Raw genomic sequence first — 11,006 nt, 5'->3', positions numbered from 1 at the left:
GTATGACCGCCGTCGTCGTGCCCCGCCGTTGCGCCGCTTGTCCCCCGCCGCCGCGCTGCGGTCACGGGGCCGGGACGACGCCGGTAAAGTGGGGTGATGGGGGCACGAATCGGAACTGGCATCTCGACGCATGGGGACGCGCGCGTCGGAGCGATCGAGGCCGCGCACGCGGCCGGAGTGGCATTGGCGGGCGAACGCGCCGACGTGGCGATCGTCTTCGCCGCGGGGGCGCACCTGGCGGCGCCCGAGGCGACGCTGGAAGGCGTGCACGAGGCGCTGCGCCCGCCTGAGCTGATCGGCTGCGGCGCGGGCGGCGTGCTCGGCTGCGGTGCCGAGCACGAGGGCGGGACGGCCGTCGCGGTCTGGGCGGCGTCGCTCGGCGACGGTCACGCGACGACGTTCCACGCGTCCGCTGAGCAGCTCGACGACTCGATCGCGGTGACGGGAATGGAGGACCTCGCCGGCTCGCGCGGGGCGATCCTGCTGCCGGACCCGTTCTCGTTCCCGACCGACGCGCTGCTGCAGGATCTCGCGACGCGCGCGCCGGGCGTGCCGATCGTCGGCGGGCTCGCGAGCGCGCGGACGGCCGAGGGCGCGACCGCGCTGTTCCACGGCGAGCGGGTGTGCGAGTCGGGTGCGGTCGGAGTGCGCTTCGACGGGGTCGAGCTGCTGCCGTGCGTCTCGCAGGGCGCGACGCCGGTCGGCCCGGAGATGACGGTGACGGCGGCCGAGGGCAACGTGATCGCCGAGCTGGCCGGCCGTCCGGCGCTCGACCACATACGCGAGCTGATCGAGCAACTCGACGCGCGCGAGCGGGAGCTGGTCGCCGGCGGTCTGCTCGTCGGCGTCGTGCTCGACGGCGGCAAGCCGGAGTACAGCCACGGCGACTTCCTCGTGCGCGGGCTGCTCGGCGCCGACCCGGTCGCCGGCACGATCGCGATCGCCGCGCCGGTCGAGCCGGGGCAGGTGCTGCGCCTGCACGCGCGCGACGCCGCCGAGGCCGACCGCGACTTCCACGACCAGCTGCGCGTGCGGGTGGAGGCGCTCGGCGGCGCGCCGGCGGGCGCGCTGGCGTTCTCCTGCCACAGCCGCGGCCGCGAGATGTTCGGCGTCGCCGACCACGACGCCGGCATGCTCGCCGACGAGCTGGCCGGCGCCCCCTCGGCGGGCTTCTTCGCCGCCGGCGAGATCGGCCCCGTCGGCGGCGCCAGCTTCATGCACAGCTTCACCGCGACCGTGGCGCTCTTCGCCTGACTTTTCGCCGGTCGTCCTGGATTGGTGTCGCAGGACGACAGTAATCCAGGACGACCGGGCCAGTGCCCACGCCGTCGCGCGCTCCGTCGGCTTGTGGGAGGCTCTTCGTATGACCGAGATTCGTGGCTCCAGAATCCTGCTCACCGGTGCGAGCGGTGGGATCGGCCAGGCGATCGCGCGGGCGCTGGCCGAGCGCGGCGCGACGCTGATCCTGACCGGCCGGCGCGCCGAGGTGCTCGAACCGCTCGCTCAGCAGCTGGGCGGCCGTGCGCTCGCGGTCGACCTCGCCGATCGCGACGCGCCGGAGCAGCTCGTGCGCGACGCGGGCGATGTGGACGTGCTCGTCAACAACGCCGCGCTGCCGGCGAGCGGGACGCTCGACGACTACTCGCTCGATCAGGTCGACCGCGCGCTGGACGTGAACCTGCGGGCGCCGATCGCGCTCGCGAAGCTGCTGGCGGAGCCGATGGAGCGTCGCGGCAGAGGCCACCTCGTCTTCATCTCGTCGCTGTCGGGCAAGTCGGCGCAACCGGGCGGCTCGCTCTACTCGGCGACGAAGTTCGGCATGCGCGGCTTCGCGCTCGGCCTGCGCGAGGACCTGCGCGACAGCGGCGTCGGCGTCTCGACCGTCTTCCCGGGCTTCATCCGCGACGCCGGGATGTTCGCCGAGGCGGGCGTCGAGCTGCCGAAGGGCGTCGCGACGCGCTCACCGCAGGACGTCGCGGCCGGCGTCGTGCGCGCGATCGAGCAGAACCGCTCCGAGGTCGACGTCGCCCCGCTGAGCCTGCGCGCCGGCGCGGCGATAGCCGGTCTCGCCCCGGAGCTGGCCGGGAACGTCAGCCGCCGGCTCGGCAACGCGAAGATCTCCGCGCAGCTGGCCGCCGGTCAGCGCGACAAGCGGTAGCGGCGCGCTACCGCGCGACGGCGTGCTCGTCGGCGATCGACGACATCGCCATCAGGATCTCGTCCGCCAGCTTCGCGCCGTCGTCGGAGTACTCGGGCGTCGCCTGGATCCGCATGACGACGTCGTCGCCGTCGATCTCCTCCAGGCCGATGTCGGGCCGGCCGCGCAACGAGACGGTGATCGCCTCCTTCAGCAGCTCCTGCACCTGCGTCGGCTTGACGCCGAGCTGGAGGCGGGCGCGCAGGTCGACCGCGGCCGGCTCCTTCAGCGGCACGACGGCGGCGCTGAGGACGACGCTGTTGGGGACCATGATGCGGTCCTCGCCGCGCGCGAGCGTCGTGTAGAGCAGGCCGAGCGAGCTGACGACGCCCTCGACGGTGCCGGCGATCCCGCCGGCCTGGAGACGCACGCGCTCGCCGACGCGGAACGGCCGGGCGCTGAGCAGGACGGTGCCAGCGATCAGGTTGCCGAGCGTCTGCTGGGCGGCGAGACCGACGACGACGGCGGTGAACGCGCCGCCGACGGCGAGCGTCTCGGGTCTGATGCCGGCGATCCGCAGCGCGGCGACGGTGAAGATCGCGATCGTGAGCAGTCGCAGCAGGAAGCCGACGGTGCCCGCGGTGCCGGGGTCCATGCGGCGGAAGAGGTCGGGCGCGACCGCCCTGCCCACGTCGCGCGCGAACGCCCAGCCGAGCACGACGAGCGCGACGACGGTGAAGATTCTGACCGGCGTGTTCCAGCCGTGGCCGAAGAGGTCCTCGCGGTATCTGTAGAGCGCGAGCACGCCGGCGAGCAGCGGCAGCAGGATCAGAGCCTGGCGGCGGGCGCGCTTGGCCGCGCGCGTGCCGAGCTGCCGCGCGAGGCCGACCTCCTCCCACGCGTGGGTGCGCGTCTGCAGCATCCGCTCCAGCGCTCGCTCGCGACTCCCCTTGAGGCGTTTCGTCTTCTTGGAGGCCATCTACGTTCAACATACGCACGCGCCGCCGGCAGTTGCGGTTGGCGTGCGTGCGTTCGCTCACACAGCGCCGTACCCGCTCCTCCGCCCCGCGATGCACCGGCTCCCACCCGTGGCGCCCGCCCCGACCCGCTCCCGCCCCGGCCGGCGCCCCCTCAGAACAGCGCCTGTTGCGCTCCCAGGCGCGGCAGCGGCGCCACCTCCCGCGGGGGCTGCTGATCCCCCGCCGATCGTCCGGTCGGTCCCGGGAGCGCGGGCCGCTCACGCGCTCGCAGCCGCCACGTCGGCGCCCGCCGCCCGCGACCGCGCACGAGCGCGCTCAGCCGCGCGCGCTCCTCTCTCGGCGCGTACGCACCGCGGGCGTAGAGGCGCTGATACCGCGGGAGCAGGTCCGGCCGCGTCCCGCGCAGCCAGTCCATGAAGATCTGGCGCACGTCGCTGCGCAGGTGCAGGGCGATCCCGCCGATCGAGACCGCGCCGGCCTCCTCCGCGGCGGCGAGCAGCGGCTCGACCTGCTCCGGCGCGTCGTTGATCCCGGGCATCAGCGGGGCGATCAGCACGCCGGTCGGTATGCCGTTGCGGTTCAGCTCCGCGACCGCCTCCAGCCGTGCCCGTGGGTGCGGCGTATGCGGCTCGGTCGCCCGCCACGCCTTCTCGTCGAGCGTCGGGATCGACAGGCTCGCGGTGAAGTCCGTCACCGCCGCCAGCTCCCGCATCAACCCCAGATCGCGCAGCAGCAGCGGCGACTTCGTCAGCACCGAGCACGGATTGCGCGCGTCGCGCAGTGCCTCCCAGATCCCCGGCATCAATCTGTAGCGGCCTTCGACCCACTGGTACGGGTCGGTGTTGGTCCCGAGCGCGACGTGCTCCCCCCTCCACGACGGCCGCGCCAGCTCGATCCGCAGCACCTCCGGCACGTTCACCTTCACGACGATCTCGCGCTCGAAGTCCCGCCCGGCGTCGAAGTCGAGGTATCTGTGCGTCGGGCGAGCGAAGCAGTTGTGGCTGACGGCCCCGTTGGCGATGAAGTCGCCGGTACCCGTCGTGATGTCGTAGAGGCGCATCGAGAGCCCGAGCGGCTCGACGGAGGCGACCTTCCTCGATCCTGCCGTCTTCAGCGCGTGCCCGTCCATCGAGCGCTTGCGCAGGATCGCCGGGTCGGTGAGGTGGAAGAAGCGCAGCCGACCCGCCAGTCCGCCGCCGAGCCGGACGCAGCGGACGCCGTTGGGCCGCGGCGGCTCCACGACGTGGTCGAAGCCGAACCGCGTCAGGCACAGCTCGATCCAGCGGATGATCGTCGCGTCGCCGTTGGAGATCCGCAGGACGCCACCACTGCACGACCCCTCCGCGTCGAAGATGCCGGCGAGGAAGCCTTTGCACCAGGAGTCAGGCGGATCGAGCGGCCACCGGACGAGCGCTTCGACCGCCTCGACATCGCGTTGGCGCTGTGTCCGAACCGCCGAAATCTGCGCGCGAGCACCGGCAGCAGCCTGGAACACGAACGCATCCGTCGCTATGCCGGCATCACGCAGATAGCGCTGCGTCCGAGAAAGCGCCTCCTCGTCCTTGAGCGCGAGCCGGAAGCGGTACACGCGCCCATGCGAGCGCCCGGCGCGCGGATAGTCGTAGGTCCCGATCGTCCCGTCACCGCGCACCATGCCGCACACGTAGCCGCGCTCGTAGTCGTCATCGATCACCGGCCCGGCCGCGAACTGCCCGGTCCCGAGCAGGACGTCGTTCGTCGTCAGGTGCGGCCGCTGCTCTGCTCCGTGCCCGCTTCCGGTGACGTGCTTCCAGCCGCGGCGCGTCAGGAAGCGGTGGTCGCCGCTCGCGACGAGCTCGGTCCCGTCCTCGAGCGTGACCCGGAACGCCGGTTTGACGCTCGACCAGTGCGCGAGCACCCTCGTCGGCTCGTACCGCCGGTAGGCGCCAACACGTCGCGTGCCGTAAATCTCGTCGCCGACGCTCAGATCGGCAAGCCGGCGGGTGCGACCGTCGGCCATGAGGATCGGCGTCTCGCCGTCCAGGCAATAGACGCACGCATGAGTGCAACCCCGATATGGGTTGATGGTCCATCTGAATGGCATCCGCGACCGTTCGGGAACGCGGTTGAGCGCCGATCTCGAATGGACCTCGTAGAAGCGCATGTCGAGCGCCTCGGGCGCGTCGAAGCGGCGGACGACGGCGGCGTCTCTGTAGCCCGGCAGCCGCGCCGCCTCGTCGGCGTCGAGTGTGAGGTTGTCCCAGCGCACGAACGTATGTTCGCATACCGGGCGGACGGCGTCACGCCAGCGCGAGCCGCCCCGGCACCTCGCCCAGCTCGCGCACGACCTCGGCGCCGGCCGCCGAGAGCGCCAGCGCGTCGTCCTCGGGGCGGTCGCGGGCGACGTAGCCGAGCACGCGCATGCCGGCGGCGCGCGCGCCTCTGACACCGAGCGCCGAGTCCTCCACGACGACGCACTCCCGCGGCGCCCAGCCGCACGTGCGGGCGGCGTGGAGGAACAGGTCCGGCGCGGGCTTGGGGCGCGGGACCATCGTCGCGGAGAAGATCCGGTCGGCGGCGAAGAGGCCGTCCAGTCCGGTCAGGCCCAGCGTCTGGACCATCTTCGCCGGCCGTCCCTGCGAGGCGATGCACGTGTCGAGGCCGAGCCGCTGCACCGCCTCGACGGTCGCGCGCGCACCCGGGATCGCCTCCAGCTCGGCCTCGAACGCGACCGAGCGGGCCGCGTAGAAGTCGTCGACCCAGCCGGCTGGCAGCGGCGCGCCGCGGCGGCGGGCGATCTCCCGCTCGATCGTCTCCATCGCGCCGCCTATGAAGGCCGCGTGGACCTCGCCTGGCGACATCGGCACGTCGGCGGCGTTGATCGCGCGCGTCAGCTCGCGCATCGAGATCGCCTCGCTGTCGACGAGCACGCCGTCGCAGTCGAAGATGACGAGACCGGGTGAGGAGGACATCGGGCGGACGGGCCGGCGGTCTGCGGCTCAGCGGGCGCCGGCGCGGGCGAGCAGCGATTCCTCGCCCATCAGCGTCTGGCTGGTCGCGCTCTCGACGTCGACGTGCACGTAGTCGCCCGGCTGCGCGAGCCCGCTGAAGTTGACGACCTTGTTGTGGCGCGAGCGCCCGCGGAGCCGTGTCGGGTCGGTCCGCGAGGGACCTTCGACCAGCACCTCGACGGTGCGGCCGACGAACCGCTGCGCACGCTCCTTCGCACGCCGCTGGATCACCTCGACGAGCCGGTCCATCCGCTCGACCTTGACCTCGTGCGGGACCTGGTCGGGCAGCGTCGCGGCCTCGGTCTCGCGACGCGGCGAGTAGACGAACGTGAAGGCGCCGTCGTAGGCGACCTCCTCGCACAGCGACAGCGTCTGCGCGAAGTCCTCGTCCGTCTCCCCCGGGAAGCCGACGATGATGTCGGTCGTGATCGCGACGTCCGGCACGTGCTCGCGCAGCAGCGCGACGCGGTCGAGGTAGCGCTCGCGAGAGTACGTGCGACGCATCGCCTTCAGCACGCGCGAGGAGCCCGACTGCAGCGGCAGGTGGACGTGCTCGCACAGCGCCTCCAGCTCCGCGTGCGCGCGGATCACGTCCTCCTTCATGTCCTGCGGGTGCGGGCTCGTGTAGCGGATCCGCCGGATCCCGTCGATCGCGTCGACCGCGCTCAGCAGGTCGGCGAAGGTCGCGCTCGGGAAGCCGCGTCTGTGCAGGTCGCGCCCGTAGGCGTTGACGTTCTGCCCCAGCAGCGTCACCTCGGTGACGCCCTCGGAGGCCATCCGCTCGACGTCGGCGACGAGCACGCCGAGCGGGCGGCCGACGTCGCGGCCGCGCGTCGAGGGGACGATGCAGTAGGAGCACGCCATGTTGCAGCCGACGGAGATCTGCGTCCAGCCCTGGAACTCGCGGGCGCGCTTCTCCGGCAGATCGCCGGTGAAGCCCTCGAACTCGAAGTAGCCCTGCGCGGTCAGCGACTCGCTCGTGAGGAACTCGGCGAGCTTGTGCACCTGGCCCGGACCGAACGCGACGTCGACGAACGGGAACTGCTCGAAGACCTCGTCCTTGACCGACTGCGCCCAGCAGCCGCCGACGCCGATCACGACCTCGGGCCGCTCGCGCTTGCGCCGCTTCGCGTGGCCGAGGTGCGCCTTGAAGCGGCTGTCGGCCGCCTCGCGGATCGAGCAGGTGTTGAAGAGGATCAGGTCGGCGACGTCGGCGTCCGGGGCCTCTCGATAGCCGAGTGACTCGAGCATGCCCTTCATCCGCTCCGAGTCGTGCTCGTTCATCTGGCAGCCGAACGTCGTGACGTGGTACCGCTTCATCGACGTCGAAGGGTACCGCCGGGTCTCATCTGGCGTATTCGACCGCCCGCGACTCGCGGATCACCGTGACCTTGATCTGTCCGGGGAACTCCAGCTCTCTCTCGATCTCGCGGGCGATCGCGTGCGACAGCAGCGTCGCGGCGTCGTCGTCGATCGCCGCCGGCGCGACCATCACGCGGATCTCGCGACCGGCCTGCATCGCGTAGACCTTGTCGACGCCCTCGTGCCGGGTGGCGATCTGCTCCAGCTCGCGCAGGCGTCTGACGTACTGCTCCAGCGACTCGCCGCGCGCGCCGGGCCGCGCGCCCGAGAGCGCGTCGGCGGCCTGCACGATGACGGCCTCGACGGTCTGCGGCTCGACCTCGTTGTGGTGCGCCTCCATCGCGTGGACGACCGCGTCGGGCTCGCCGTACTTGCGTGCGAGGTCGCCGCCGACGAGCGCGTGTGGGCCCTCGATCTCGTGCGAGACGGCCTTGCCGATGTCGTGCAGCAAAGCTGCCCGTCGCGCCGTCTTCGGCGAGGCGCCCAGCTCGTGCGCCATCATCGCGGCGAGGTTGGCGCACTCGACCGAGTGGGCCAGCACGTTCTGGCCGTAGCTGGTGCGGAACTTGAGGCGGCCGAGCAGCTTCACCAGCTCCGGGTCGAGTCCCTGGACGTGCGCCTCGAAGACGGCGGCCTCGCCCAGCTCCTGGATGTGATCCTCCAGCTCGGACTTCGCCTGGTAGTACATCTCCTCGATGCGGGCGGGATGGATCCGTCCGTCCTGGAGCAGCTTCTCGAGCGTGATGCGGGCGGTCTCGCGGCGGACGCCGTCGAAGCCGGAGAGGACGACGGCGTTGGGCGTGTCGTCGATGATGAAGTCGACGCCGGTGAGGTTCTCGAGCGCGCGGATGTTGCGGCCCTCGCGGCCGATGATGCGGCCCTTCATGTCGTCGGAGGACAGCTGCACGACGGAGACGGTCGTCTCGGTCGCGTGGCCGGCGGCGATCCGCTGCATGCAGACGGAGAGGATGTTGCGCACGCGGCGGTCGGCGTCGCGCTTGGTCTCCTCCTCGATCTGGCGGACGAGCTTGGCGGACTCGTGGCGGACGTCGTCCTCGAGGTCCTTCAGCAGCATCTGCTTCGCCTGCGACGCGGTGACGCCCGCGAGGCGCTCCAGCTGGTGCTCGTACGCGGCGCGTCTCTCGGCGATGGCCGCGACCTCGCGGTCGAGCGCCTCGCTGCGGTCCTCGATCGACCGTTCGCGGCGCGCGAGGTCGGCGCGCTGAGCGTCGAGCGACTCCTCCTTGCCGAGGATGCGCTCCTCGATCCGGACGATCTCTGCACGCCGCTCGCTCAGCGCGGAGTCGATGTCGGCGGCGACGCGGGCGTTCGCCTCGACCGCCTGACCGCTCCCGCGTCTCGCGTACAGCACGGCAGCGAGCACCAGGCCCACTGCCAGCACCGCCGCCGCGATCACGATGTCCATTGCCGTTCCTCTCCTCACAACCGGGTCGCTGGACCAGGCTGTGGCTCACTGTCCGTTTGGGTAGCGGCGGACGGGCCGTGCGAGGAGCACGGATCTGAACACCAGGTGCGGCGCAGGAGCGCCGCCCTTCAAGCGCCGGCTAGGCCGGTGGTCGTGTCGCGTGTTGCACGTGCAACAAGCCTGCGCACAGATGGTGTCGGGCAGTCACGGCAGAAGGTTCTGGTTCCAGGATCAAAGGGATTTGCTGGGTTTTCATGCCCTCGTGGGCCAGTCGTTCGCTACGCGGGATCGTAGTACCGCGACACATTTGACGCAATCGGAGCCCGCCGACGCGCCATCGCGCAGCGGCCGGCGCGCCACCGCGGACCCGCGAACGGCTCGCGCGCGGCTCAGTCGAGCGCTCGCGGACAGCTCAGTCGAGGCTCGCCGGCGGCTCAGTCGAGTGCGCCGCCGCGCGCGTGCGAGCGGACGACGTCCCACGCCAGCTCGCCGTCGTAGCCCTTGCGGACCAGCACCCCGACGGCCCGGCGGTGCTCGCGCGGGTCGTCGTCGAGCTGCGGGAAGCGGCGCTGCAGCAGCGCCGCGGCGGCGTCGCGCTCGTCGTCGCGGCCACGCGCGCCGACGGCCCCGGCGACGATCTCCGGCGCGACGCCGAGCGACAGCAGGCGCCGCTCGATCCGGTCAGCGCCCCACTCGTCGAGCAGTCGCTTGTCCTCGGCGAACTCGCGCGCGAAGCGCGTGTCGTCGAGGTACCCCTGCTCGGTCAGACTCGCGAGCGCCTGCTCGATCGTCTCCGGCTCGACGCGCTTGCCTTCGAGGTAGCGGCGCAGCTCGACCTCGGTCCGCGCGCGCGGACCGAGGTAGCGAAAGGCGAAGTCGAGCGCGTTCTGGAGCCGCAGCGCGGGATCGACCACCCGCGCCGTGTGCTGCTCGTCCGTCTCGTCCTCCGCCATCGTCGTGGCGCGGGGCGGCATGACCTGTGACACCGACGGCTAGGCCGCGGCGGGCTCGGCGACCCTCTCCTCGACCGCTCTCTCATTGGGCTCGATCGGCGCGACGAGGTCACGGTCGAACCCGAGCGCGGCGTAGATCTTGTCCTCGATCTCCTTCGCCACCTCGCCGTGCTCCTTGAGGTAGTTCTTCGCGTTGTTGCGGCCCTGGCCGAGGCGCTCGTCGCCGTAGGAGAAGAACGAGCCCGACTTCGTGACGATGTTGTGCTCGATGCCGTAGTCGATCAGGCAGCCCTCGGTCGAGATGCCCTGGCCGAACTCGATGTCGAACTCGGCCTGCTTGAACGGCGGCGCGACCTTGTTCTTGACGACCTTGACGCGGACGCGGTTGCCGACCGCCTCGGTGCCGTCCTTGAGCGTCTCGATGCGGCGGATGTCGAGCCGCTGCGACGAGTAGAACTTCAGCGCGCGACCGCCCGGCTGCGTCTCCGGCGAGCCGAACATGACGCCGACCTTCTCGCGGATCTGGTTCGTGAAGAGGCACATCGTCTGCGTGCGGTTGAGGTTCGCGGTCAGCTTGCGCATCGCCTGCGACATCATGCGCGCCTGCACGCCGACCGTCTGGTCGCCCATCGCGCCCTCGAGCTCCGCGCGCGGCGTCAGCGCCGCGACCGAGTCGACGGCGACCATGTCGACGGCGCCGGAGCGGACGAGCATGTCCGCGACCTCGAGCGCCTGCTCGCCGTAGTCGGGCTGCGAGACGAGCAGGTCGTCGATGTTGACGCCGATCCGCTGCGCGTAGAGCGGGTCCATCGCGTGCTCGGCGTCGATGAACGCGCACACGCCGCCGAGTCTCTGCGCCTCGGCGATGATGTGGTAGACGAGGGTGGTCTTGCCGGAGGACTCCGGGCCGAACACCTCGACGATGCGCCCGCGCGGGACGCCGCCGATGCCGAGGGCGAGGTCGAGCGAGAGGGCGCCGGTGGGGATCGCGTTGACTCTCACACGAGCCCCCGGATCGCCCATCCGCATGACGGTGCCCTTGCCGAACTGGCGCTCGATCTGGGTCAGCGCCCCTTGCAGGGCGGCGTCGCGTGCCTTCGCGGACTTGTCCTGCTCGCTCATTCCTGGAAGCTCCTTGGTTACGTCGTGAGTGATGCA

At 71.6% G+C, this 11,006-nt stretch carries 9 protein-coding genes; 2 read left to right on the top strand and 7 right to left on the bottom strand.

Translation table 11 applies throughout. The annotated features are described in order from the left end of the window. Nucleotides 1–96: 96 nt before the first annotated feature. Both CWOE_RS16250 and CWOE_RS16245 read left to right on the top strand, forming a co-directional pair. Nucleotides 97–1,254: an FIST signal transduction protein gene (locus CWOE_RS16250; protein ID WP_012934723.1), complete on the top strand. Its 1,158-nt coding sequence runs from the start codon at nucleotides 97–99 to the stop codon at nucleotides 1,252–1,254. A 109-nt stretch (nucleotides 1,255–1,363) separates the two neighbouring features. Continuing rightward, a complete protein-coding gene (locus CWOE_RS16245; RefSeq protein WP_012934722.1) occupies nucleotides 1,364–2,158 on the top strand; it encodes an SDR family NAD(P)-dependent oxidoreductase in 795 nt (264 codons plus the stop codon). Nucleotides 2,159–2,165: 7 nt separating this feature from the next. Here the strand turns inward: CWOE_RS16245 and CWOE_RS30810 are convergent, their stop codons facing one another. The 7 genes from CWOE_RS30810 to recA all read right to left on the bottom strand — a co-directional run bounded on the left by CWOE_RS30810 (nucleotide 2,166) and on the right by recA (nucleotide 10,970). Further along, nucleotides 2,166–3,116 carry a mechanosensitive ion channel family protein gene (locus CWOE_RS30810; protein WP_012934721.1) on the bottom strand — a complete coding sequence of 317 codons (951 nt, stop codon included), beginning with the start codon at nucleotides 3,114–3,116 and terminating at the stop codon, nucleotides 2,166–2,168. 152 nt (nucleotides 3,117–3,268) lie between these two features. Next, complete coding sequence (locus CWOE_RS33510) at nucleotides 3,269–5,365, bottom strand: intein-containing Rv2578c family radical SAM protein (protein ID WP_012934720.1); 2,097 nt, start codon at nucleotides 5,363–5,365, stop codon at nucleotides 3,269–3,271. 31 nt (nucleotides 5,366–5,396) lie between these two features. Further along, entirely contained in the window at nucleotides 5,397–6,068 is a 672-nt protein-coding gene (locus CWOE_RS16230) for an HAD family hydrolase (RefSeq protein WP_012934719.1), read from the bottom strand. 27 nt (nucleotides 6,069–6,095) lie between these two features. Further along, entirely contained in the window at nucleotides 6,096–7,427 is a 1,332-nt protein-coding gene (gene miaB / locus CWOE_RS16225) for a tRNA (N6-isopentenyl adenosine(37)-C2)-methylthiotransferase MiaB (RefSeq protein ID WP_012934718.1), read from the bottom strand. A 25-nt stretch (nucleotides 7,428–7,452) separates the two neighbouring features. Next, on the bottom strand, nucleotides 7,453–8,895 hold the full coding sequence (rny, locus tag CWOE_RS16220; protein ID WP_012934717.1) for a ribonuclease Y: 1,443 nt from the start codon (nucleotides 8,893–8,895) through the stop codon (nucleotides 7,453–7,455). Nucleotides 8,896–9,329: 434 nt separating this feature from the next. After that, nucleotides 9,330–9,869: a regulatory protein RecX gene (locus CWOE_RS16210; RefSeq protein WP_012934716.1), complete on the bottom strand. Its 540-nt coding sequence runs from the start codon at nucleotides 9,867–9,869 to the stop codon at nucleotides 9,330–9,332. Between the two features lie 18 nt (nucleotides 9,870–9,887). Further along, nucleotides 9,888–10,970, bottom strand: a complete 1,083-nt coding sequence (recA, locus tag CWOE_RS16205) for a recombinase RecA (protein ID WP_012934715.1) — start codon at nucleotides 10,968–10,970, stop codon at nucleotides 9,888–9,890. Nucleotides 10,971–11,006: the final 36 nt, after the last annotated feature.

The organism is Conexibacter woesei DSM 14684 (assembly GCF_000025265.1).
Classification (GTDB): domain Bacteria; phylum Actinomycetota; class Thermoleophilia; order Solirubrobacterales; family Solirubrobacteraceae; genus Conexibacter; species Conexibacter woesei.
The sequence above is the reverse complement of the archived record's forward strand: the minus strand, read 5'-3'. Positions and strand labels throughout refer to the sequence as shown.

What these genes read in the sequence shown, in the direction of transcription:
- CWOE_RS16230 (WP_012934719.1), bottom strand. Translation starts at nt 6,068, where the DNA reads ATGTCCTCCTCACCCGGTCTCGTCATCTTCGACTGCGACGGCGTGCTC.
- CWOE_RS16245 (WP_012934722.1), top strand. Translation starts at nt 1,364, where the DNA reads ATGACCGAGATTCGTGGCTCCAGAATCCTGCTCACCGGTGCGAGCGGT.
- rny (WP_012934717.1), bottom strand. Translation starts at nt 8,895, where the DNA reads ATGGACATCGTGATCGCGGCGGCGGTGCTGGCAGTGGGCCTGGTGCTC.
- CWOE_RS30810 (WP_012934721.1), bottom strand. Translation starts at nt 3,116, where the DNA reads ATGGCCTCCAAGAAGACGAAACGCCTCAAGGGGAGTCGCGAGCGAGCG.
- CWOE_RS16250 (WP_012934723.1), top strand. Translation starts at nt 97, where the DNA reads ATGGGGGCACGAATCGGAACTGGCATCTCGACGCATGGGGACGCGCGC.
- recA (WP_012934715.1), bottom strand. Translation starts at nt 10,970, where the DNA reads ATGAGCGAGCAGGACAAGTCCGCGAAGGCACGCGACGCCGCCCTGCAA.
- miaB (WP_012934718.1), bottom strand. Translation starts at nt 7,427, where the DNA reads ATGAAGCGGTACCACGTCACGACGTTCGGCTGCCAGATGAACGAGCAC.
- CWOE_RS16210 (WP_012934716.1), bottom strand. Translation starts at nt 9,869, where the DNA reads ATGCCGCCCCGCGCCACGACGATGGCGGAGGACGAGACGGACGAGCAG.